The organism is Micromonospora sp. R77 (assembly GCF_022747945.1).
Taxonomy (GTDB): Bacteria; Actinomycetota; Actinomycetes; order Mycobacteriales; family Micromonosporaceae; genus Micromonospora.
The window spans coordinates 768,418-791,270 of the sequence record NZ_JALDST010000001.1; the positions used below are offsets into that span (position 1 = coordinate 768,418).

Sequence of the window (22,853 nt, forward strand, 5' to 3'; positions counted from 1 at the left end):
GATCATCTGCCCGGGCTGGTCGGGCGTGCGGCACCGGCCTGCGGACGGGCAGAGTCCAGGATAGCGAGCGATCAGCGGGTGATGTGCTCCGGGAACCGGCAGATCTTCGCGAACTCCTCGGCGTCCAGGCTCGCACCGCCGACCAGGGCCCCGTCCACGTCCGGCTGGGCCATGATCGAGGCGACGTTCGAGGACTTGACCGAACCGCCGTAGAGGATCCGGACCTGGTCCGCCGTGCCCTGGTCGTAGGTCTCGACCAGCCGCTTGCGGACCTCCCCGCACACCTCCTGGGCGTCCTCCGGAGTGGCCGTCTTGCCGGTGCCGATCGCCCAGACCGGCTCGTACGCCACGACGACCTTGGTGACCTGCTCGGGGGTGAGCCCCTTCAGGGCGCCGTCGAGCTGGTCGCAGCAGTGCGGCACGTGCCGCAGCTGCTCCCGGATCTCCAGCCCCTCGCCGATGCAGAGGATCGGGGTGAGCCCGTTGGCCAGCGCGGCGGCCACCTTGGCGTTGACGATCGCGTCGTCCTCGTAGTGGTACTGCCGGCGCTCGGAGTGCCCGACCGTCACGTACGTGCAGCCCAGCTTGGCCAGCATCGCACCGGAGATGTCCCCGGTGTACGCCCCCGACTGGTACGGCGACAGGTCCTGCGCGCCGTACCCGATCAGCAGCTTGTCGCCGTCCACCGCGGTCTGCACGGTGCGCAGGTCGGTGAAGGGCGGCAGGACCACCGTCTCGACGTCGGTGAGCTGCTTCTCGGTGAGGCTCGCCGCGAGCTTCTGCAGCAGCAGGTTCGCCTCGAGGTGGTTCAGGTTCATCTTCCAGTTGCCGGCCATCAGCGGCCGGCGGGTGAAGCCCGCCATCAGTCCTCCAGCGCCGCGATGCCCGGGAGGGTCTTGCCCTCCAGGTATTCCAGGGACGCCCCGCCCCCGGTGGAGATGTGCCCGAACGACGACTCGTCGAGGCCCAGGGCGCGGACCGCCGCGGCGGAGTCGCCGCCGCCGACCACGCTGAACGCGTCGGCCTTGGTGATCGCCTCGGCGATCCCCCGGGTGCCGTTCGCGAAGGCGGCCATCTCGAAGACGCCCATCGGGCCGTTCCAGAAGATGGTCTTCGCCTGGGACAGCGCGGCGGCGAAGCCGGCGACCGTCTCCGGGCCGATGTCCAGGCCCAGCCGGTGGCTGGGGATGCCGTCGGCGGGCACCGTGTCGTGCGCGGCGTCCGGGGCGAAGGCGTCCGCCGCCACCACGTCGACCGGGAGCATGATCTTGCCCGCGGACCGCTCCAGGAGGTTACGGCAGGTCTCGACCATCTCCTCCTCCAGCAGGGAGGAGCCCACCTCGTGGCCCTGCGCCTTGAGGAAGGTGAAGCACATCCCGCCGCCGATGAGCAGCCGGTCGACCGTCGGCAGCAGGGCCTCGATCACCGCCAGCTTGTCGGAGACCTTGGAACCACCGAGCACCACCACGTACGGGCGCTCCGGCTCGCCGGTCAGCTTGCCGAGCACCTCGACCTCGCGCAGCACCAGCCGGCCGGCCACGTGCGGCAGCCGGGCGGGCACGTCGAAGACACTGGCGTGCTTGCGGTGCACGGCGCCGAAGGCGTCGTCCACGTACGCGTCGCCGAACGCGGCGAGCTGGTCGGCGAAGGCGCCCCGCTCGGCCTCGTCCTTGCTGGTCTCGCCGGAGTTGAAGCGCAGGTTCTCCAGCAGCGCGACCTGACCGTCGGCCAGCCCGTCCACGGTGGCGCGGGCGGAGTCGCCGACGGTGTCGGAGGCGAAGTGCACCGGCGCGCCGAGCAGCTCACCCAGCCGGCCGGCGACCGGCCGGAGGCTGAACTGCGGGTCGGGCGCGCCCTTCGGGCGGCCCAGGTGGGAGCAGACGACCACCTTGGCGCCGGCCTGCACCAGCGCGCTCAGCGTGGGCAGCACGGCCCGGATCCGGCCGTCGTCGGTGATGTCCCCGGTCTGCTTGTCGAGCGGGACGTTCAGGTCGGCGCGCACCAGCACGCGCCGACCCGACACCCCCTCGGCGAGCAGGTCGTCGAGGTTGCGGATCGTCACAGCGACTGACCCACCAGCTTGACCAGGTCCACCAGGCGGTTGGAGTAGCCCCACTCGTTGTCGTACCAGCCGACGACCTTGACCTGGTTGCCGATCACCTTGGTCAGCGGCGCGTCGAAGATGCACGACGACGGGTCGGTGACGATGTCGGCGGAGACGATCGGGTCCTCGTTGTAGCTGAGGAAGCCCTTGAGCGGGCCCTCGGCGGCGGCCTTCAGCGCGGCGTTGACCTCGTCCACCGTGGTCTCCCGGCCGACCTCGACGGTCAGGTCGGTGGCCGAGCCGGTCGGGATCGGCACGCGCAGCGCGTAACCGTCCAGCTTGCCCTTCAGCTCCGGCAGCACCAGGCCGATCGCCTTCGCGGCGCCGGTCGAGGTGGGGACGATGTTCAGCGCGGCGGCCCGGGCCCGGCGCAGGTCCTTGTGCGGCGCGTCCTGCAGGTTCTGGTCCTGCGTGTACGCGTGGATGGTGGTCATCAGACCCTTGGTGATGCCGAACGTGTCGTTCAGCACCTTCGCCATCGGCGCCAGGCAGTTGGTGGTGCAGGAGGCGTTGGAGATGATGTTGTGCTTCGCCGGGTCGTACTGGTCGTGGTTCACACCCATGACGACCGTGACGTCCTCGTTCTTCGCCGGCGCGGAGATGATGACCTTCTTGGCCCCGCCGTCGATGTGCGCCTTCGCCTTGGTGCCGTCGGTGAAGAACCCGGTGGACTCGATGACGACGTCGACGCCGACCTCGCTCCACGACAGCTTGGCGGGGTCCCTCTCCTCGAACACCTTGATGGCCTTGCCACCCACGGTGATCTCGTCGGCGCTGGCCTTCACCTCGTGCGGCAGGCGGCCCAGGATGCTGTCGTACTTGAGCAGGTGGGCGAGCGTCGCGTTGTCGGTCAGGTCGTTGACCGCGACGACCTCGATGTCAGCGCCGGACGCCAGCACTGCCCGGAAGAAGTTACGGCCGATCCGGCCGAAGCCGTTGATGCCAACCCGGATGGTCACAGGTCCCATCTCCTCGCGTTCTGGTCCGCCGGCGTCAGACCCGGGCCGGCGGAAATGTGTTCGCCGACCGTTGGAGCCGGCCGTTGACGGTTCATCTCGGCCACCCCGCCGCGGCCCTGAAGGACCTGACCGCCCGAGGCGGTGGGCACAACGAGGGGTGCCTGTGCCGGCCCCCTTGCCGTACGCAGCGACCTTATCCGAGCGTGCGGCGCCGCGCTGCGTCGGGTGGTGATCCCGCTCGCAGAATGGCGACCCACCGTCCTATCAGACCACGAGCATGTCGGGCGTGACGGCTGCTTCCGTATCCGGGATACCCAGGTCGCGGGCCCGCTTGTCGGCGAGCGCCAGCAGCCGGCGGATCCGGCCCGCGATGGCGTCCTTGGTCAGCGGCGGATCGGCCAGCGCGCCCAGCTCCTCCAGCGAGGCCTGCCGGTGCTCCAGCCGCAGCCGGCCGGCCGAGGTCAGGTGGTTGGGGGCGTCGTCGGCGAGGATCTCCAGCGCGCGGGTGACCCGGGCCGCCGCGGCGACCGCCGCGCGGGCCGAACGGCGCAGGTTGGCGTCGTCGAAGTTCGCCAGCCGGTTCGCGGTGGCCCGCACCTCGCGGCGTACCCGGCGCTCCTCCCAGGCCAGCACGCTGGAGTGCGCTCCTATCCGGGTGAGCAGCGCGGCGATCGCGTCACCGTCCTTGACCACCACCCGGTCGACCTGGCGGACCTCGCGGTTCTTGGCGACGATGCCGATCCGGCGGGCAGCGCCGACCAGCGCGAGCGCCGACTCCGGGCCGGGGCAGGTGATCTCCAGCGCGCTGGAGCGGCCCGGCTCGGTCAGCGAACCGTGCGCCATGAACGCGCCCCGCCACGCCGACACGGCGCAGCAGACGTTGGCGGCGACCACGTGCGGCGGCAGGCCGCGTACGGGCCGGCCGCGCACGTCGAGCAGCCCGGTCTGGCGGGCCAGCGCCTCGCCGTCCTTGACCACCCGGACGATGAAATGACTGCCCTTGCGCAGCCCGCCGGAGGCGAGCACATGGATCTCACTCGGGTAGCCGTAGACCTCGGCGACCTCCCGCCGCAGCCGCCGGGCCACCGCGCCGGTGTCCAGCTCGGCCTCGACCACCACGCGACCCGACACGATGTGCAGCCCGCCGGCGAAGCGCAGCAGAGCCGCCATCTCCGCCCGTCGGCAGCAGGGCTTGGGCACGTCCACCCGACTCAGCTCGTCCTTGACCGCAGCCGTCATCGCCATAGTGCGCCCCTCCACGGACCGGTACCGGCGTGTCGCCGGTGATTACGTACGTGCTTAACGATCGGCGCCCAGGACAGGCACCAGCGCGGCGCCCAGGGCAGCCGGATCATGACGGGGCGTGCCGTCGGTGACGGCGACGGGAGCGAGGACCAGCCGGGCACCCAGCGATTCTGCCGCACGTTCGACCGCACCGGGATCACCCACCGCCGCGGAGTCCGCCAGCACCAGGTCCAGCTTCAACTCGGGCAGATAGCGACTCAGGGTGGCCAGATGGTCGGCCAGGGAGAGCCCCCGGGTCTCCTTCTCCGCCACCAGGTTGAGCGTCACCAGCCGTCGGGCCGGGCTGGCGACGATGGCGTGCGCCAGCCCCGGCACCAGCAGGTGCGGCAGCACGCTGGTGTACCAGCTGCCCGGCCCGAAGATCAACCAGTCGGCCGCGCCGATCGCCGCGACCGCCTCCGCGCAGGGGGCCGGCGCGGCGGGCGTCAGCAGCAACGACTCGACCTGCCCGGTGGTCACCGCCACCTGGTGCTGGCCGCGCACCGTACGTACCTCTTCGGGGTGGTCCGGGACCGCGCCGCGGACCCGGGCCTCGATCCCGACCGGCTGCCGCGACATCGGCAGCACCCGGCCGACCGCGCCGAGCATCGCGCCGGCGTGGTCGAGGGCGGCCACCGGGTCGCCGAGCTGCTCCATCAGGCCGCAGAGCACCAGGTTGCCGACGGCGTGCCCGGCCAGCCCGTCCTCCGCCGCACCGGCACCCGCCGACCGCGGCGAAGCGGTGCTGGAACAGGCCGGCGCTGCGCCGGGTGGCCGGGTGGTCGCCGGCCAGCGCGACCAGGGCCTGCCGCAGGTCGCCCGGGGGCAGGCCGCCGCGGGCGGCGCGCAGCCGGCCGCTGGAGCCGCCGTCGTCACCGACGGTGACCACCGCGGTGAGGTCCAGGTCCAGTTCGGGTACGCAGTGCCGCAGCGCCCGCAGGGACGCCGAGAGGCCGTGCCCGCCGCCGAAGGCGACGACCTTCGTACGGGTCATTCCCGCCCCAGGTCCCGGTGCTGCGCGTTGGCGGAGAGCCCCGACTCGCGCAGCCGCCCGGCCAGTTCCTCGGCGATGGCGACGCTGCGGTGCTTGCCGCCGGTGCAGCCGACCGCCACGGTCAGGTAGCGCTTGCCCTCCCGCTCGAAACCGGCGGTGGTGGCGTTGACCAGGTCCGCGTACGCGGCCACGAAGGCGTCCGCGCCCTCCTGCCCCAGCACGTACGAGCTGACCGCCTCCTCCCGCCCGGTGTGCTCCCGCAGCTCCGGCACCCAGTACGGGTTGGGCAGGAAGCGGGCGTCGAGCACGAAGTCGGCGTCCGGCGGGAGACCGTACTTGAAGCCGAAGGAGATCACGGTGACCCGCAGCCGGCGGGCGTCCTCGCCGCCGAAGAGCTCCTCGACCCGGCGGCGGAGCTGGTTGACGTTCAGGTGGCTGGTGTCGATGATCACGTCGGCCTGCTCGCGGGCCTCCTCCAGCAGGGCCCGCTCGTTGGCGATGCCGTCGGCGAGCCGCCCCTCGCCCTGCAGCGGGTGCGAGCGGCGCACGCTCTCGAAGCGGCGGATCAGCACCTCGTCGTCGGCGTCGACGAAGACCACCCGGGGCGAGAACCCGCGCTCCTTCAGCTCCCGGATCGCGCCGGCCAGGTCGGTGGAGAACGCCCGCGAGCGGACGTCCAGCACCATCGCCGTACGCCGGGCCGCGCCGCCGGCCTTGAAGGCCAGCTCGGCCATGTCCAGCATCAGCGCCTGCGGCAGGTTGTCGACCACGTAGTAGCCGACGTTCTCCAGCGCCCGGGCCACCGTGCTGCGGCCGCCGCCGGACAGTCCGGTGACCACCACCAGGCTGGTCTCCGCCTCGGTCGGCTGTGTCGCTGTCCCCGCCGGCACCGGGTCCGCCGCCGTCGTCCGCGCCTCGCTCACCTGCTACCCCCAGCCGTGGCGCCGCGGCCGGTCGGCCGCGCATGGTCAATCAGCGACTCTAACTGCTGGGACCCCGCCCGGGATTCCACGGGGTGACGACCGGAACATCGCCTTGTCCGTTCCCCTCCCCGGTCCCGCCTTCCCGGTCCCACCTCGTCGATCATGGGGTTGGCGGCACCGATGGAGATCCGCACCGCCGCCAACCCCATGATCGACGGACTGGAGCGGGGGCGCGGGGCGGGAAGGAGGGGTGGTGTCGGGGGACGCTCGTAGACTGCGCCAATGGTCTCCCCCACCGATCTGCGGACCGAGGACGCCTCCGGGGTGCTCCGGCGGGTGTTCGGCTACGACGCGTTCCGCGGCTTCCAGCAGGAGGTCGTCGAGCACGTGGTGGCCGGCGGCGACGCGCTGGTGCTGATGCCGACCGGTGGTGGCAAGTCGCTCTGCTACCAGATCCCCGCCCTGGTCCGGCCGGGTGTCGCGGTGGTCGTGTCGCCGCTGATCGCGCTCATGCAGGACCAGGTCGACGCGCTCACCGCGGTCGGCGTCCGCGCCGGCTTCCTCAACTCGACGCAGGACCTCACGTCTCGGCGGCGGGTCGAGGCGGCGTACGTCGCCGGCGAGCTGGACCTGCTCTACCTGGCCCCCGAAGGGCTGGCCGTGCGGTCCACCCTCCAACTGCTCGAACGCGGCACCATCGCGCTCTTCGCGATCGACGAGGCGCACTGCGTGTCGCAGTGGGGGCACGACTTCCGCCCCGACTACCTCAACCTGTCGATGCTGCACGAGCGCTGGCCCGGCGTGCCGAGGATCGCGCTGACCGCCACCGCGACCAGCGCCACCCGGTCGGAGATCGCCACCCGGCTCAACCTCACCGACGCCCGGCACTTCGTGGCCAGCTTCGACCGCCCCAACATCCAGTACCGGATCGTGCCCAAGCGGGAGCCGCGCAAGCAGCTGCTGAGCCTGCTCCGCGACGAGCACCCGGGCGACGCCGGCATCGTCTACTGCCTCTCCCGGGCCTCCGTGGACAAGACCGCCGAGTTCCTGGTGGCCAACGGCATCCCCGCGCTGCCCTACCACGCGGGCCTGGACGCGGCGACCCGCGCCGCCAACCAGCAGCGCTTCCTCCGCGAGGAAGGGCTGGTCATGGTGGCCACCATCGCCTTCGGGATGGGCATCGACAAGCCGGACGTACGCTTCGTCGCCCACCTCGACCTGCCGAAGTCGGTCGAGGGCTACTACCAGGAGACCGGCCGCGCCGGACGGGACGGCCTGCCGTCGACCGCCTGGCTGGCGTACGGGCTGCAGGACGTGGTGCAGCAGCGCAAGATGATCGAGACGTCGGAGGGCGACCTGGCCCACCGCCGCAATCTCGCCGCCCACCTGGACGCGATGCTCGCCCTCTGCGAGACGGTCCGCTGCCGGCGGGTGCAGCTGCTCGAATACTTCGGCGAGACCACCACGACGGCCTGCGGCAACTGCGACACCTGCCTGAGCCCGCCGGAGTCCTGGGACGGCACGGTCGCCGCGCAGAAACTCCTCTCCACCGTGTTCCGGCTCGACCGGGAGCGCAACCAGCGCTTCGGCGCGGGCCACTGCGTGGACATCCTGCTCGGCAAGCAGACCGACAAGATCACCCAGTACGGCCACGACAACCTCTCCACCTTCGGCATCGGCACGGACCTGCGCGAGACGGAGTGGCGCGGGGTGGTGCGCCAACTGCTGGCGGAGGGACTGCTCGCCGTCGAGGGCGACTACGGCACCCTGGCGTTGACCGAGGCCAGCGCCGAGGTGCTGGGCCGCCGTCGCACGGTGACCATGCGCCGCGAGCCGGAGAAGGTGCCGTCCAGCCGGTCGGCGAAGCCCCGCGGCGCGGCCACCGTCGTCGCCGAGCTGGACCCGGCCGCCGGGTCGCTCTTCGAACGGCTGCGCGCCTGGCGGGCGGCGAGCGCCAAGGAGCAGGGCGTTCCCGCGTACGTGATCTTCCACGACGCCACCCTGCGGCAGATCGCCACCGACGCCCCCACCTCGCTGGCCGAGCTGTCCCGGATCAGCGGCGTCGGGGAGAACAAGCTCGCCAAGTACGGCGAGCAGATCCTCACCGTCCTCGCCGGCAACGACGCCTGACCCGGACGACGAAAGGGCCGACCCCGGGGGGTCGGCCCTTTCGCGTGGTTGTCGCGGATCAGGAGGAGTAGCCGCGGCTGGCGATCCAGTGGGCCAGCTCGTCGACGCTGATCCGGTAGGAGGCCTGGTCCGGGTTGGCGGAGTCGGCGATGGTCACGGTCTTGCCACCGTCGCGGTAGCCGACGACGCTGATGTAGTGCCCGCCCTCGAAGGAGTGGGTGGTGCCGTCGGTGTCGGTGGCGGTGCCGGCGATGTTGGCGACCACGGCCCGGCCGTCGTCCACGGCCCGGACGACGTCGGCGCGCAGCTGCTCGACGCGCTTGCCGTCGACCTTGTCGGCCGGGATCTCGGTGCTGTGGTACGCGTTGCGGCCGGTCTCCTTGTTCAGCACCGGGGTGATGTCGTTGATCGAGTTGGTGCCGTCCTCGGTGGTGCCCATCTCCTTGGCCATGGCGTCGACGTCGATGGCCTTGCCCTGCACGGACAGGGCGTTACGGGTGGCGGCGGGGCCGCAGTAGTAGAAGTTGGGCTGGGCCTCGTAGCGGACGTTCAGCTCCCGCTCGCCGTGACCCTTGCGGTCGGTGGTCACCGACGACGCGGCCTTCTCGGCGGGGGTGGCCTGGGCGGCGATGGCGGGTCCGGCGATGCCACCGGCGGTGGCGGCGATACCGGCAGCGGTCAGCACGGTCTTGCGCAGCAGAGTGGTAGCCATGATCAGATCACGCCTTCCATTCGGGGGTGTGCGGCGCGGGCGCAGGGGGGTGCGGTCGTGCCGCGAAAGCTTTCGGGGGATGCACGGCACCCGCACGGGGGCATGCCGCGAAAAGGGGGAAAGTCCGGGGGCGTCCGGCGGTCGTGGTCGACCTGCTCGGCGGCCCGGGGATGTAACGACCGGCGGCGGGGAGTCATTCCCTCGGCCGTACCGGCTCGGGACCCGGTGTGCGCGGTCCGGGGGATGTAACAGCGGTCGGCGGCCGGCCATTCCGGCCGGGTCTCCCTCGGCCTTGGAGCCGACCGGCTCACCGTTCTCGATCCGGTCATTTCGACCGGGCTTCCTCGGCTCGGGGCCGGGATGCCGCGCGGTCTGCCATGTTCAACGACCCGGCCCCCGGCATGATTCCGCCTGGCGGGTGGCCCGACCACGGGACGCCCGGCATCAACGACGCAACCGCCCCACCGACCCCGAACCCCCAACTCCCCAATCGGACAATCCACGCATCTGCCCCGTCGAGACCATCCCGCCGACGCGGCACCCCACCCGCCCGGGCTCGCACCCTGCGCGGTCCGGAGAGGCTGGTGTCACGGGCCGCACCGCCCTGAGAGCAGCGAGGCGGAGCGGTCGGTGGAACGTCATGGAGGTCACCGAGGCCCGGAAACCTCCATGACGTCCCACCGAGGGTCCCGCCTCCAGCCAGCAGCCCGACATTCCTCGCACCACAGCCGCGAGCGACTCACCGACCCGTACCGCAGATCGGCACGCGCCACCCCAGGCAGGGGGATCGTCTGCACCGACGCACCCCGCCCCAACCCGCACCGACCAGGACCCGGCCACCCGGCCCCCGCCCCCTCCCGCGCCGATCATGGAGGAGTGGCGCCCGAGAAAGGGCTTTCATGGCTTCCGTTCACCACCACAACTCCATGATCGCCGCGAATCCGGACCGCAGGGACTGCCACCGCGGGCACGGGCACGGAGGCACGAAGGGTTCACGATGCGCCGGCCTGTGGGCCCTCCGTCGGCCACCGAGGGCTGGCGGGACGGCGGGCGCGGGTGTCAGGGGTGCGGCGGGGTGGCGGTGGCGGGGTCTTCGAGGGCGGCGAGGATGGCCTCGGCGGTCCGTTTGCCCACGCCGGGAACCTCGGTGATCTCCTCGACGGTGGCGGCGGAGAGGCGCTTGAGGGAGCCGAAGTGCCGCAGCAGCGCCTTGCGGCGTACCTCACCGAGGCCGGGGACGTTGTCCAGCGCCGACTCGGTCATCCGCTTGGAGCGGCGCTGCCGGTGGAAGGTGATGGCGAACCGGTGGGCCTCGTCGCGTACCCGTTGAAGCAGGTAGAGCCCCTCGGAGGTGCGGGGCAGGATGACCGGGAACTCGTCGTCGGGGAGCCAGACCTCCTCCAGCCGCTTGGCCAGTCCGCAGAGCGCCACGTCGTCGATGCCCAGCTCGGCGAGGGCCTGGGCGGCGGCGGCCACCTGCGGCGCGCCGCCGTCGACCACCACCAGCTGTGGCGGGTACGCGAACTTGCGGGGCCGCCCGGTGGTCGGGTCGATGCCGGGCCGGTCGGGGTCGCCGGCGGTCTCCTCGCCGATCTCGCCGCTCTCGGCCCGGGCGTCCAGATAGCGGGCGAACCGTCGGCGCAGCACCTCGTGCATGGCGGAGAGGTCGTCGGTGGCGCCCCGGACGATGAACCGGCGGTATTCGCTCTTGCGCGGCAGCCCGTCCTCGAAGACGACCATGCTGGCCACCACGTCGGTGCCCTGGATCTGGGAGACGTCGAAACACTCGATGCGCAGCGGTGACGTCCGCATGCCGAGCGCGTCGCTGATCTCGTCGAGCGCCTTGCTGCGGGTGGTCAGGTCGCCGGCCCGCTTGAGCTTGTGGCGGGCGAGGGCGTCCTTCGCGTTGCGTGCCACCGTCTCCATCAGCGACTTCTTGTCGCCGCGCTGCGGCACCCGCAGCGACACCCGGCTGCCCCGGTGGGCGGAGAGCCAGTCGGTGAGCGCCTCGGCGTCCGCGGGCAGTTCGGGGACGAGCAGTTCCCGGGGCACGTCGCCCTCGCCCTGCTCGTCGCCGTACACCTGGGTGCAGAAGTGGTGCACCAGGTCGCCGGTGGTGAGGTCCTCGGTCTTCTCCACCACCCAGCCACGCTGGCCGCGGATACGCCCGTCGCGGACGTGGAAGACCTGGACGGCGGCCTCCAGCGGGTCGTCGGCGAAGGCGACCACGTCGGCGTCGGTGCCGTCGCCGAGCACCACGGTCTGCTTCTCCATCGCCCGGCGCAGCGCCGCGACGTCGTCGCGCAGCCGGGCGGCCCGCTCGAACTCCAACTCCTCGCTGGCCTGGATCATCTCCCGTTCCAGCTTGCGGACCATGGTGTCGGTGCGGCCGGCCATGAAGTCGCAGAAGTCGTCGACGATCTCCCGGTGCCGGGCTGCGGAGACGGTGCCGACGCAGGGCGCGGAGCACTTGCCGATGTAACCCAGCAGGCAGGGGCGGCCGACCTGGGCGGCCCGCTTGAACACCCCGGAGGAGCAGGTCCGCGCCGGGAAGACGCGCAGCAGCAGGTCGAGCGTCTCGCGGATCGCCCAGGCGTGCGAGTACGGCCCGAAATAGCGCACCCCCTTGCGCTTGGCGCCCCGCATCACCTGGAGCCGCGGGTACTCCTCGTCGAGGGTGACCGCCAGGTACGGGTACGACTTGTCGTCGCGGTAGCGGACGTTGAACCGGGGGTCGTACTGCTTGATCCAGGTGTATTCGAGCTGGAGCGCCTCGACCTCGGTGCCGACGGTGACCCAGTCGACCGACTCGGCGGTGGTGACCATCTGCTGGGTGCGCTGGTGCAGCCCCCACAGGTCGGCGAAGTAGGAGTTGAGCCGGCTGCGGAGGTTCTTCGCCTTGCCGACGTAGATCACCCGGCCGGTGCCGTCGCGGAACCGGTAGACCCCCGGTGACTCGGGGATGGTGCCGGGCGCGGGACGGTAGGTCGAGGGATCAGCCACGGCTCCGAGATTAGCCGCTGCGCCCGACACTCCCGGCGACGCCGAGCTGCCCGGTCGCCCCCGGCAAACCGCGAGCATCGACCACTTCCAATGCGATGCCGATCGACGTTACCATCCGGTATCCGAATGTTCTTCGTGTAATGATCCCCATCCCCCGCGGAGGATCACATGCACCGTCCCCCCACCGTCCCCCGTCGACTCCTCGCCGGTCTCACCGCCGGCCTCCTCGTCGCCGCCGGCCTGGTCACGTCCCCGACCGCGCCGGCCGCGGCGGCCACCCCCACCGCCGGCCTCTTCGCCCCCGGCGACCACTGCCTCGGCGAGTGCGGCGACATCCTGCCGCCCGGCCAGAACGGCAACGCCACGCTCGTCGACATCCTCGGCAACCAGACCCTCGGTACCCTGCCCCGGCACTCCGCCGACCAGCTCGGCCGCTACGCCGACCTGGTCTACGGGTACGCCGGACTGCGGCCGGAGCAGATCGGCACGTTCTTCGCCGACGCGTCGTTCGGCGTACCACCCACCCAGGTCGAGCGGGACTACTCCCCCCGCGCCGACGTACGGATCGTGCGGGACCGGGCCACCGGCGTGCCGCACGTCACCGGCACCACCCGCGGCGGCACCATGTTCGGCGCCGGGTACGCCGGTGCCGAGGACCGCCTGTTCACCATGGACCTGCTGCGGCACGTCGGCCGGGGCACGCTCACCCCGTTCGCCGGCGGCGCCCCCGGCAACCGGGCGCTGGAACAGAGCGTCTGGCGCAACTCGCCCTACACCGAGGACGACCTGCGCGCCCAGGTCGAGGCGTTGCGCACCAAGGGACCGCGCGGCGAGCAGCTCTACGCCGACGTCCAGGAGTACATCGCCGGCATCAACGCCTACATCGGCGTCTGCATGGCGAACCGCAACTGCCCCGGCGAGTACGTGCTCACCGGGCACCTCGACGCGGTCACCAACGCCGGCGGCCCGGAGCCGTTCCGGCTGACCGACCTGATCGCCATCGCCGGCGTGGTCGGCGGCCTCTTCGGCGGCGGTGGCGGCAACGAGCTGCAGTCGGCGCTGGTCCGGATCGCGGCCCGGGCCCGGTACGGCACGGTCGCGGGCGACCAGGTGTGGACCGCGTTCCGGGGCCGCAACGACCCCGAGGCGGTGCTCACCCTGCACGACGGGCAGCGCTTCCCGTACGGCGACGCGCCCGCCGACGCGGCCGGCGTGGTGCTGCCGGACGCCGGCTCGACCCGACCCGAACCGGTGGTCACCGACCCGACCGGTTCGGCCGGCAGCACCGCCGCCACCGGCTCCTCCGAGCTGGCCGCCGCGCTGTCCGGACTGACCATCTCCCCGCAGCACCGGGGCATGTCGAACGCGGTCGTGGTCAGCGCCGCGCACTCGGCCACCGGCCACCCGGTGGCCGTGTTCGGCCCGCAGACCGGCTACTTCTCCCCGCAGCTGCTCATGGTGCAGGAGCTGCAGGGGCCGGGGATCAGCGCCCGGGGTGCCGCGTTCGCCGGGCTCAACCTCTATGTGCTGCTCGGCCGGGGCCAGGACTACGCGTGGAGCGCCACCTCCTCGGTGCACGACATCACCGACACGTACGCGCTGCCGCTCTGCACCACCGACGGCAGCGCGCCGACCCTGGCCAGCGACCACTACCGCTACCGGGGCGCCTGCCTGCCGATGGAGCGGCTCGCGCACGTCAACACGTGGAGCCCCACCGTCGCCGACAGCACGCCGGCCGGGTCGTACCGGCTGGTCGCCTGGCGCACGAAGCTGGGGCTGGTGGCCTGGCGGGGCACGGTGGGCGGCCAGCCGCACGCGTTCACCCAGCTCCGCTCGACCTACCGGCACGAGGCCGACTCGGCGATCGGCTTCCAGCTGTTCAACGACCCGACGCAGATGGGGTCGGCGGACGCCTTCTTCACCGCGGCGAACAGCGTCGACTACGCGTTCAACTGGTTCTATGTGAACGCCACCCAGGCGGGCTACTTCAACTCCGGGCGCAACCCGCTGCGCGCCGCCGGGTCCGACCCGAACCTGCCGATGCGGGCCGAGCCGGCGTACGAGTGGCAGGGCTACGACCCGGCCACCAACACCGCCGCGTACGCCCCGCTGTCGGCGCACCCGCACTCGACCGACCAGGACTACTACGTCAGCTGGAACAACAAGCAGGCCGCCGACTTCGGCGCGGCGGACGGCAACTTCAGCTTCGGCGCGGTGCACCGGGCGAACCTGTTGGACCGACCGGTGCGCGACGCGCTGGCGGCCGGCCGTACCTTCGACCGGGCCTCGCTGGCGTCGCTGGTGGAACGGGCCGGCCTGACCGACCTGCGCGGCGCCGAGGTGCTCGACGAGCTGATCCGGGTGCTGGAGAGCCAACCGGTCACCGACCCGGCGCTGGCCACCGAGGTCAGCCGCCTGAAGGCCTGGCGGCAGGCCGGCGCGCTGCGGGTGGAGACCGCCAAGGGTTCGAAGGTCTACCAGCACGCCGACGCGATCCGCACCTTCGACGCCTGGTGGCCGCTGCTGGTCCGGGGCATGTTCGCCGCCCCGCTCGGCACCGACCTCTATCAGTCGCTGGTCAACGCCCTCCAGGTCAACGAGTCACCCTCCGGCCACCAGCAGGGCGACGTGTCCGACCTGCCCGGCTCGGCCAACGAGACCCAGGCGCACAAGGGCTCGTCGTTCCAGTACGGCTGGTGGGGCTGGGTCGACAAGGACCTGCGGACGGTGCTCGGCGACCCGGTCCGGGGCGGGCTGGGCCGCACCTACTGCGGCGGCGGCGACCTGACCGGCTGCCGGCAGATCCTGCTGGACACCCTGCGCAGCGCGGCGGCCACCCCGGCCGGCGAGGTCTATCCCGGTGACGCCTCCTGCGCCGCGGGCGACCAGTGGTGCGCCGACGCGATCGTCCAGTCGCCGCTGGGCGGCATCAGGCACGCCACCATCGCCTGGCAGAACCGGCCCACCTACCAGCAGGTCGTCTCGTTCCCGGCGAAGCGCGGCGACGACCTGTCCAACCTGGCCGCCGGTCGGCCGGTGACCGCGTCCAGCAGCCAGTTCCTGCTCAGCCCCGGCAAGGCCGTCGACGGGGACCTGGGCACCCGTTGGAGCAGCTCCTGGTCCGACGACCAGTGGCTCACCGTGGACCTCGGGTCGACCCGCGCGGTCGGCCGGGTGGCGCTCGCCTGGGAGGCGGCGTACGCGCGGTCGTACCGGATCGAGGTCTCCAACGACGGGACGACCTGGCGTCCGGTCTGGTCGACCACGACCGGCGACGGCGGCACCGACGTGGCGGCCTTCCCGGCGACCACCGCGCGGTACGTCCGGATGCACGGCCTGACCCGCGCCACCTCATACGGCTTCTCCCTCTGGGAGATGGCCGTATACGCGCAGTGACCGGCCCCGGCCGGCGCGGAGAAACCCCGCGCCGGCCGGGCACGGGTCAGGCGAGCGAGATCTGGTCGCCGTCCACCTTGATGTTCTTCGGCGCGAGGGGGCGTGGCGCGGGGCCCTCCTTCACCGAGCCGTCGGTGATGGAGAACCTGCTGTTGTGGCAGGTGCAGTTGATGGTGCCGCCGTCGACGTTCGACACCGGGCAGCGCTGGTGGGTGCAGATCGGGTCGAAGGCCTTGAACTGCCCCGGCTCCGGCTGGGTGATCACCACGCCCTTGCTGGCGTAGACCGCGCCGCCGCCGACCGGGATGTCGGTGGTCCGGGCCAGCGGAGCGGAGCTGCCCCGGCCGCCGCCCGCCGGGTCGCCGGTGTTGGTCGCGCCGGGCGGGCCCCCGCTGGTCGGCGCCGACGTCCCGGTGCCGGAGTCGTCGTCGCTGCCGCAGGCGGCCAGCACGACCGCCGCCCCGGCTGCTCCGGCCCCCGCCAGCAGGGCGCGGCGGGTCTGCGTACCCGGCCCGGTCAGCTGCTGATCGTCACTCATGTCCGACCTTCCTCTCGGCTGCCGCCGCCCGTCGTGATCCGCGGCCACGCTTCTGCACACGCACCACCGTGCCGGACGGTTCATACCCGCGCGTCACCGTACGCGCAACGGAACGGGCGCACCGGATTTCCGGCCCGCCCGTTCCGTGTTCCGCCCGTCCGTCGTACCGTCGCTCAGCTCGCGGCGGCCACGGCCTTGCGGGCCCGCGACTTCGTCGCGCTGCCGTTGGCCTTGGCCGCCCGGGTGGTGGCCGCCCGGGCGCCCTTCGCCTCGCCGTCGAGCTTGAGCACCTGGCGCAGGAACTGGCCGGTGTGGCTCTCGGCGACCTCGGCGACCTCCTCCGGAGTGCCGGTGGCGAGCACCGTGCCGCCCCGGTGGCCGCCCTCCGGACCCATGTCGATGATCCAGTCGGCGGTCTTGATCACGTCGAGGTTGTGCTCGATGGTGATCACCGTGTTGCCCTTGTCGACCAGCCCTTCGAGCACCATCAGCAGCTTGCGGATGTCCTCGAAGTGCAGGCCGGTGGTCGGCTCGTCGAGCACGTAGACCGTCCGCCCGGTGGAGCGCTTCTGCAGCTCGGAGGCGAGCTTGACGCGCTGCGCCTCGCCACCGGAGAGGGTCGGCGCGGGCTGCCCGAGGCGGACGTAACCCAGACCGACGTCCACCAGCGTCTTCAGGTGCCGGTGGATGGCCGGGATGGCGGAGAAGAACTCGGCCGCCTCCTCGATCGGCATCTCCAGCACGTCGGAGACAGTCCTGCCCTTGTAGTGCACCTCCAGGGTCTCCCGGTTGTAGCGGGCGCCCTTGCAGACCTCGCAGGGGACGTAGACGTCCGGGAGGAAGTTCATCTCGATCTTGATGGTGCCGTCACCGGAGCACGCCTCGCACCGGCCGCCCTTGACGTTGAACGAGAACCGGCCGGGGCCGTAACCCCGGACCTTGGCCTCGGTGGTCTCGGCGAAGAGCTTGCGGACGTGGTCCCAGACCCCGGTGTAGGTGGCCGGGTTCGACCGGGGGGTGCGGCCGATCGGCGACTGGTCCACGCCGACGACCTTGTCCACGTGCTCCAGCCCGGTGACCCGGGTGTGCCGGCCGGGGACCAGCCGGGCGCCGTTGATCTGGTTGGCCAGCACCGCGTGCAGGATGTCGTTGACCAGCGTCGACTTGCCCGAACCGCTGACCCCGGTGACCGCGATGAGCTGGCCGAGCGGGAACGAGACGGTCAGGTTGCGCAGGTTGTGCTCCCGCGCCCCGTGCACCACCATCTCCCGGCCCGGGGTCTGCGGCCGGCGCATCGCCGGCGTCGGGATCGACCGCCGGCCGGACAGGTACGCCCCGGTCACCGACTCGTCGTTCTCCAGCAGGGCCGGCACCGAACCGCTGTGCACGATCCGGCCGCCGTGCTCACCCGCGCCCGGCCCGATGTCGACGATCCAGTCGGCGACCCGGATGGTGTCCTCGTCGTGCTCCACCACGATCAGCGTGTTGCCCAGCCCGCGCAGCCGGATCAGCGTCTCGATGAGCCGGTGGTTGTCCCGCTGGTGCAGGCCGATCGACGGCTCGTCCAGCACGTAGAGCACGCCCACCAGGCCGGAGCCGATCTGGGTGGCGAGCCGGATGCGTTGCGCCTCGCCGCCGGAGAGGGTGCCCGCCGGACGGTCCAGGGAGAGATAGTCCAGGCCGACGTCGAGCAGGAACTTGAGCCGCGCGTTGATCTCCTTGAGCACCCGCTCGGCGATCATCTTCTGCCGGTCGGTCAGCTCGATGCCGGCGAGCAGGTCGGCCGCCTCCCCCACCGACAGGTTGCAGACCTCGGCGATGCTCCGGCCGGCCAGGGTGACCGCCAGCACCTCCGGCTTCAGCCGGGCGCCGCCGCAGGCCGCGCAGGGCACGTCCCGCATGTAGCCCTCGTACTTGTCGCGCGACCAGTCCGACTCGGTGTCGGTGTGCCGGCGCTCGATCCACTGCACCACGCCCTCGAAGCCGGTGTAGTAGGAGCGCTCGCGGCCGTACTTGTTGCGGTAGCGGACGTGCACCTGGTCGTCGGAGCCGTGCAGGATCGTCTTCTGCGCCCGCGACGGCAGTGCCCGCCACGGCGTGTCGACGTCGAAGTGCTGGCTCTCGCCGAGCGCCTCCAGCAGGCGGAGGAAGTATTCGAGGTTGTGGCCGGTGGCCCAGGGCTGGATGGCACCCTCGCGCAGGGTCCGCTCCGGGTCGGGGACGACCAGCTCCGGGTCGACCTCCTTCTTGGTGCCCAGGCCGGTGCACTCCGGGCAGGCGCCGTAGGGCGCGTTGAAGGAGAAGACCCGGGGCTCCAGGTCCTCGATCGCCAGCGGGTGGTCGTTGGGGCAGGCCAGGTGCTCGGAGTAGCGGCGCTCCCGCTCCGGGTCGTCCTCGGCCAGGTCGACGAAGTCCAGCAGGACGAGACCGCCGGAGAGACCGAGCGCGGCCTCCACCGAGTCGGTCAGCCGCTGCTTGGCGCTCGGCTTCACGGTGAGCCGGTCGATGACCACCTCGATGGTGTGCTTCTCCTGCTTCTTGAGCTTGGGCGGCTCGGTCAGCGGGTGCACCACGCCGTCAACCCGGGCCCGGGCGTAGCCCTTGGACTGGAGCTCGGCGAAGAGGTCGACGTACTCGCCCTTGCGACCGCGCACGACCGGGGCGAGCACCATGAACTTGGTGCCCTCGGTCATGGCCAGCACCCGGTCGACGATCTGCTGCGGGCTCTGCTTGGAGATCCGCTCGCCGCAGACCGGGCAGTGCGGCTCGCCGATCCGGGCGAAGAGCAGACGCAGGTAGTCGTAGACCTCGGTGATGGTGCCGACGGTGGAGCGCGGGTTGCGCGAGGTCGACTTCTGGTCGATGGAGACGGCGGGGCTCAACCCCTCGATGAAGTCGACGTCGGGCTTGTCCATCTGCCCCAGGAACTGCCGGGCGTACGACGAGAGCGACTCGACGTAGCGGCGCTGCCCCTCGGCGAAGATCGTGTCGAAGGCCAGGCTCGACTTGCCCGACCCGGAGAGCCCGGTGAAGACGATCAGGGCGTCCCGGGGCAGATCGAGACTGACGTCACGGAGGTTGTGCTCGCGCGCGCCACGGATGATGAGTCGGTCGGCCACGGTCCGTGTACTCCCGGGTGAAGAAGATGAGGTGACTCTGTCCGCTCCGGGATGCTTCCGGGCGGTTTTCGAGCGGCCTCCAGGCGGTCAGGGCATGCCGGGAGAACGCCCCGGCAACTCTAGCCCCGAGGTACGACAACTTCCCGTGCCGGCGCATTCCCACAGCTCAGCCCGGTCGGGCGGGACGCGTCCCGCCCCGCCCGACCGGTCACTTCGCCGCGCTGCTCAGGGACGCGCCTCGCGTCGCCGGCCGCCGCGCCAACCGCCCCGCCGTTCGGTGCCGAGCCGGGCCTCGCGGCGGCGGCTCTCGAAGGCCACCTCCCGCTGCAACCGCCGCCAGTTCTCCCAGCGGCGCACCGGCAGCTCGCCGGTCTCCAACGCCGCCCGCACCGCGCAGGCCGGCTCGCCGTCGTGCGCGCAGTCGGCGTACCGGCAGCCGGTGGCCAGCTCGGCGATGTCGGCGAACGCCCGGTCCAGGCCGGTGACGCCGTCCAGCAGACCGACCGCCCGCACCCCCGGGGTGTCCACCACCGCGCCGCCGCCGGGCACCGCGACCAGCGAGCGCCAGGTGGTGGTGTGACGGCCCTTGCCGTCCACCCGGCGGATCGCCTGAGTCGGCATCACCGGCGTGCCCACCAGGGCGTTCACCAGGCTCGACTTGCCCGCGCCGGACGGGCCCAGCAGGCCGAGCGTGCGCCCGGCGACGATCTCGGGCCGGAGCGCGTCGAGCCCGGTGCCGCGTTCCGCGCTGACCGGCAGCACCGGCACTCCCGGGGCCACCGCCGCCAACTGCCGGGCGATCGCAGCCGGGTCGGCCGCCAGGTCCGCCTTGGTGAGCACGATCAGCGGTCGGGCCCCCGACTCGTGCACCAGGGAGAGCGCCCGCTCGATCCGGGCGACGTCCGGCTCCGGGTGCACCGCCTCGACGACCGCGGCGCTGTCCAGATTGGCGGCGACGACCTGCCCGCTGGCGTCCTTGCCGGCGGTGCGGCGGACCAGCGCGGTGCGCCGGGGCAGCACCGACTCGATGGTCGCCCGGCTGTCGGGCCAGGCGCCCACCAGCACCCAGTCGCCGACGGCGGGCAGCGCGGTCAGGTCGCGGGCGGCGGCGGCCAGCACACCCCCGCCGAGACTGGCGCGGATCGGCCCGTCCGCGCGGAGCACGGTGCAGACCCCCCGGTCGACCCGGGTCACCCGGCCCGGGCGGTGGTCGCTGCGCCGTCGTACGTGGGCCGCCCATTCGGCGTCCCAGCCGAGGGCGGTCAGATCGATGGTCATGGCATCCTCATCGGTGTCGAGGCGGTAGTTGGCGGAACACGCGTGCTGGGACCGGCATGTCACCACCTCCACTCCGGCTTCCGGTGCCGCGTTCGTCGTGTGCCGACGGTAGGTGGCCCCGCGACGCGCCGAAAGCGATTTCCGCGGCGACGCACGGGGCGTACGACCGCTAGGGTCGACGGGTGACCAGCGATCCCCTGTTGCTGACCGGCGAGCTGGACGACGCCACCGACCGCCTGCTGCACGCCGTGGACGAACTCGACGCCGCGGACGTGGCCGCCGACTCGCTGCTGCCGGGCTGGACCCGGGGGCACGTGCTGACCCACCTCGCCCGCAACGCCGACGCCTTCGTCAACCTGCTGACCTCGGCCCGGACCGGCGAGCCGATCCCGATGTACGCCAGCCCCGCCGCCCGCGCCGCCGACATCGAGGCGGGCGCCGCCCGACCGCCCGCCGCCCTCCTCGACGACCTGCGCCGCAGCGCGGAGCGGTTCACCGAGGCGGTGGCGGCGATGCCGGTGGCGGCCTGGGCGGCCACCGTCGAGACCCGGCGCGGCCCGTGGCCGGCCGCGTCCCTGGTGTGGGGCCGGTTGCGCGAGGTCGAGGTGCACCACGTGGACCTGGCCGCCGGCTACCGGCCGGCGGACTGGCCGGAGGCGTTCGCCCAGCGGTTGCTGCACGAGGTGACCGCCGGCCTGGTCGACCGCGCCGACGCGCCGGCCATGGTGCTGCGCTTCGACGGCAGTGCCCACGAACTGCTCGTCGGCGAGCCGACGGACGCGCCCACGGTCACCGGGCCGGCCGCCGAGCTGGCCGCCTGGCTGATCGGCCGCAGCCCGGGCAGCACCCTCACGGTCACCCCCGACGGCACCCTGCCGACCCCTCCCGAGTGGATATAGAGGACGCATGACCTACACCGGAGACGTCACGCCCGGCGGTGCGCCGGCCGTACGCGAACTCGACCGGCTCACCATCACCAAGCTGTCGGTGGGCCCGATGGACAACAACGCCTACCTGCTGCGCTGCCGGGACACCGGCGAGCAGGTGCTCGTCGACGCCGCCAACGAGGCGCCCCGGCTGCTGGACCTGGTCGGCGACGGCGGCCTCGCGGCCGTGGTCACCACCCACCAGCACATGGACCACTGGGTCGCGCTGGAGGAGGTGGTGGCCAAGACCGGCGCCCGTCCCCTGGTGCACGCCGACGACGCGGCCGGGCTGCCGATCGAGGCGGAGCCGCTCGCCGAGGGCGACACCGTCCGGGTCGGCGACTGCGCCCTGGAGGTCATCCACATCAAGGGGCACACCCCGGGCTCCGTCGCCCTGCTCTACCGCGACCCGGCCGGCTCCCCGCACCTGTTCACCGGGGACAGCCTCTTTCCCGGTGGGGTCGGCAACACCGACCGGGACCCGGAGCGCTTCGGCCAGCTCATCGACGACGTGGAGCACAAGCTCTTCGACCAGCTGCCGGACGAGACCTGGTTCTATCCCGGTCACGGCCGGGACAGCACGCTCGGCGCGGAGCGCCCGTCGCTGCCGCAGTGGCGCGCCCGCGGCTGGTGACCTGCCGGCCGGTGCGGCCACCCGCCGCACCGGCCACCGCCGGCAGGCCCTGCCGCAGGCCCGGGTCGACCCGGGGCCGACGCGGTCAGCGCGGTCGCAGCACCTGCACCCGGCGCACCGGCGAGTCCACGAAGGGTTCGGTGGTGGGCACCGGATAGCTGGCCACCACCTCCATCCGACCGGCCGGCAGGTGGCCACGACCGGGGTCACCGACGAGCACCTCGACGCCGTCGGCGGCGGTCCGCTGCAGGAACGGCAGCACCCGCGCGGCCATCTCCGGGCTGTAGAACACGTCCCCGGCGACCAGCAGATCGGCGTGCACGCGGCGGTCGAGCAGGTCGTCCCCGGTGACGTCGAGGGCGACCCGGTTGGCCCGGGCGTTGACCGTGACGGCGGCCACCGCGTACGGGTCGATGTCGTTGGCGACGACCCGCTCGGCGCCGGCGAGCGCGGCGGCGATCGCCACCAGGCCGGAACCGGCGGCGAGGTCCAGCACCCGGCGGCCGGTGACCAGCTCGGGATGGTCGAGCAGGTGGCGGGCGAGCGCCTGCCCGCCCGGCCAGGCCGACGCCCAGAACGGCGGCGGCAGGCTCCGGCCGGCGTCCGCCTCCATCCGGGCCCACCACACGATGGCGTCCTCGGCCAGGTGCAGCCGGACCTCGGGTACGAAGGGCGTCTCGGTCAGCCGGAGTCGGTCCAGTCCCGCGCCGGGCACGGCGATCTCGCGTTCCAGTTCGGCCAGCGCCGTGGGGCTTCTCATCGAGGTCAGCATGCCCTGTCCGGGCGCTGCGGGGGCGACTTTCCCGGCCCGGCGACGGATTCGATGGAACTACGACGGCACTTCCGGCAGCAA

The 22,853-nt window shown here is 72.5% G+C and carries 15 protein-coding genes and 1 pseudogene; 4 read left to right on the plus strand and 12 right to left on the minus strand.

Annotation, left to right across the window (positions count from 1 at the left end; translation table 11 throughout):
* Positions 1-71: 71 nt before the first annotated feature.
* From tpiA to rapZ, 6 genes and pseudogenes are all read right to left on the minus strand, one after another.
* Positions 72-863, minus strand: coding sequence for a triose-phosphate isomerase (gene tpiA, locus MRQ36_RS03295; RefSeq protein WP_242792640.1), 792 nt, complete (start codon positions 861-863; stop codon positions 72-74).
* Positions 863-2,062 (minus strand): phosphoglycerate kinase, encoded by a 1,200-nt coding sequence (gene pgk / locus MRQ36_RS03300; RefSeq protein WP_242792642.1) that lies wholly within the window; start codon positions 2,060-2,062, stop codon positions 863-865. The genes tpiA and pgk overlap by 1 nt, the downstream gene beginning before the upstream one ends.
* On the minus strand, positions 2,059-3,063 hold the full coding sequence (gene gap, locus MRQ36_RS03305; RefSeq protein ID WP_242792644.1) for a type I glyceraldehyde-3-phosphate dehydrogenase: 1,005 nt from the start codon (positions 3,061-3,063) through the stop codon (positions 2,059-2,061). Before gap ends, pgk begins: the two co-directional genes overlap by 4 nt.
* Positions 3,064-3,327: 264 nt before the next feature.
* A complete protein-coding gene (whiA, locus tag MRQ36_RS03310; RefSeq protein ID WP_242792645.1) occupies positions 3,328-4,308 on the minus strand; it encodes a DNA-binding protein WhiA in 981 nt (326 codons plus the stop codon).
* Positions 4,309-4,362: 54 nt separating this feature from the next.
* A pseudogene (gene yvcK, locus MRQ36_RS03315) lies at positions 4,363-5,341 on the minus strand (uridine diphosphate-N-acetylglucosamine-binding protein YvcK).
* On the minus strand, positions 5,338-6,264 hold the full coding sequence (gene rapZ / locus MRQ36_RS03320; protein ID WP_374249861.1) for an RNase adapter RapZ: 927 nt from the start codon (positions 6,262-6,264) through the stop codon (positions 5,338-5,340). Before rapZ ends, yvcK begins: the two are co-directional and overlap by 4 nt.
* A 282-nt stretch (positions 6,265-6,546) precedes the next feature.
* Here rapZ and recQ point away from each other — a divergent pair, with 282 nt between their 5' ends.
* A complete protein-coding gene (recQ, locus tag MRQ36_RS03325; RefSeq protein ID WP_242792646.1) occupies positions 6,547-8,394 on the plus strand; it encodes a DNA helicase RecQ in 1,848 nt (615 codons plus the stop codon).
* 58 nt (positions 8,395-8,452) lie between these two features.
* Here recQ and MRQ36_RS03330 read toward each other — a convergent pair whose 3' ends face one another.
* Positions 8,453-9,106 (minus strand): C39 family peptidase, encoded by a 654-nt coding sequence (locus MRQ36_RS03330; protein WP_242792647.1) that lies wholly within the window; start codon positions 9,104-9,106, stop codon positions 8,453-8,455.
* Positions 9,107-10,165: 1,059 nt separating this feature from the next.
* Positions 10,166-12,109 carry an excinuclease ABC subunit UvrC gene (gene uvrC / locus MRQ36_RS03335; protein WP_242792648.1) on the minus strand — a complete coding sequence of 648 codons (1,944 nt, stop codon included), beginning with the start codon at positions 12,107-12,109 and terminating at the stop codon, positions 10,166-10,168.
* Positions 12,110-12,277: 168 nt separating this feature from the next.
* Here uvrC and MRQ36_RS03340 point away from each other — a divergent pair, with 168 nt between their 5' ends.
* Positions 12,278-15,505 carry a penicillin acylase family protein gene (locus MRQ36_RS03340; protein ID WP_242792649.1) on the plus strand — a complete coding sequence of 1,076 codons (3,228 nt, stop codon included), beginning with the start codon at positions 12,278-12,280 and terminating at the stop codon, positions 15,503-15,505.
* 46 nt (positions 15,506-15,551) lie between these two features.
* Here MRQ36_RS03340 and MRQ36_RS03345 read toward each other — a convergent pair whose 3' ends face one another.
* The 3 genes from MRQ36_RS03345 to rsgA all read right to left on the minus strand — a co-directional run bounded on the left by MRQ36_RS03345 (position 15,552) and on the right by rsgA (position 20,440).
* Positions 15,552-16,043 carry a Rieske (2Fe-2S) protein gene (locus MRQ36_RS03345; protein WP_242792651.1) on the minus strand — a complete coding sequence of 164 codons (492 nt, stop codon included), beginning with the start codon at positions 16,041-16,043 and terminating at the stop codon, positions 15,552-15,554.
* Positions 16,044-16,216: 173 nt separating this feature from the next.
* Positions 16,217-19,162, minus strand: coding sequence for an excinuclease ABC subunit UvrA (gene uvrA / locus MRQ36_RS03350; RefSeq protein WP_242792653.1), 2,946 nt, complete (start codon positions 19,160-19,162; stop codon positions 16,217-16,219).
* A gap of 225 nt (positions 19,163-19,387) precedes the next feature.
* A complete protein-coding gene (gene rsgA, locus MRQ36_RS03355) occupies positions 19,388-20,440 on the minus strand; it encodes a ribosome small subunit-dependent GTPase A (protein ID WP_242792655.1) in 1,053 nt (350 codons plus the stop codon).
* A gap of 182 nt (positions 20,441-20,622) precedes the next feature.
* Between rsgA and MRQ36_RS03360 the strand changes: the two genes are divergently transcribed.
* Both MRQ36_RS03360 and MRQ36_RS03365 read left to right on the plus strand, forming a co-directional pair.
* On the plus strand, positions 20,623-21,339 hold the full coding sequence (locus tag MRQ36_RS03360) for a maleylpyruvate isomerase family mycothiol-dependent enzyme (protein WP_242792657.1): 717 nt from the start codon (positions 20,623-20,625) through the stop codon (positions 21,337-21,339).
* A gap of 7 nt (positions 21,340-21,346) precedes the next feature.
* The gene (locus MRQ36_RS03365) at positions 21,347-22,000 is read left to right on the plus strand and encodes an MBL fold metallo-hydrolase (RefSeq protein WP_242792659.1); all 654 of its coding nucleotides are present in this window, start codon (positions 21,347-21,349) and stop codon (positions 21,998-22,000) included.
* 85 nt (positions 22,001-22,085) lie between these two features.
* Here the strand turns inward: MRQ36_RS03365 and MRQ36_RS03370 are convergent, their stop codons facing one another.
* Complete coding sequence (locus MRQ36_RS03370; RefSeq protein ID WP_242792668.1) at positions 22,086-22,760, minus strand: methyltransferase; 675 nt, start codon at positions 22,758-22,760, stop codon at positions 22,086-22,088.
* Positions 22,761-22,853 lie beyond the last annotated feature (93 nt).

Coding starts and splice junctions, on each gene's coding strand:
- MRQ36_RS03365 (WP_242792659.1), top strand. CDS start 21,347: ATGACCTACACCGGAGACGTCACGCCCGGCGGTGCGCCGGCCGTACGC.
- MRQ36_RS03340 (WP_242792649.1), top strand. CDS start 12,278: ATGCACCGTCCCCCCACCGTCCCCCGTCGACTCCTCGCCGGTCTCACC.
- whiA (WP_242792645.1), bottom strand. CDS start 4,308: ATGGCGATGACGGCTGCGGTCAAGGACGAGCTGAGTCGGGTGGACGTG.
- recQ (WP_242792646.1), top strand. CDS start 6,547: ATGGTCTCCCCCACCGATCTGCGGACCGAGGACGCCTCCGGGGTGCTC.
- tpiA (WP_242792640.1), bottom strand. CDS start 863: ATGGCGGGCTTCACCCGCCGGCCGCTGATGGCCGGCAACTGGAAGATG.
- MRQ36_RS03370 (WP_242792668.1), bottom strand. CDS start 22,760: ATGAGAAGCCCCACGGCGCTGGCCGAACTGGAACGCGAGATCGCCGTG.
- MRQ36_RS03330 (WP_242792647.1), bottom strand. CDS start 9,106: ATGGCTACCACTCTGCTGCGCAAGACCGTGCTGACCGCTGCCGGTATC.
- MRQ36_RS03345 (WP_242792651.1), bottom strand. CDS start 16,043: ATGAGTGACGATCAGCAGCTGACCGGGCCGGGTACGCAGACCCGCCGC.
- rsgA (WP_242792655.1), bottom strand. CDS start 20,440: ATGACCATCGATCTGACCGCCCTCGGCTGGGACGCCGAATGGGCGGCC.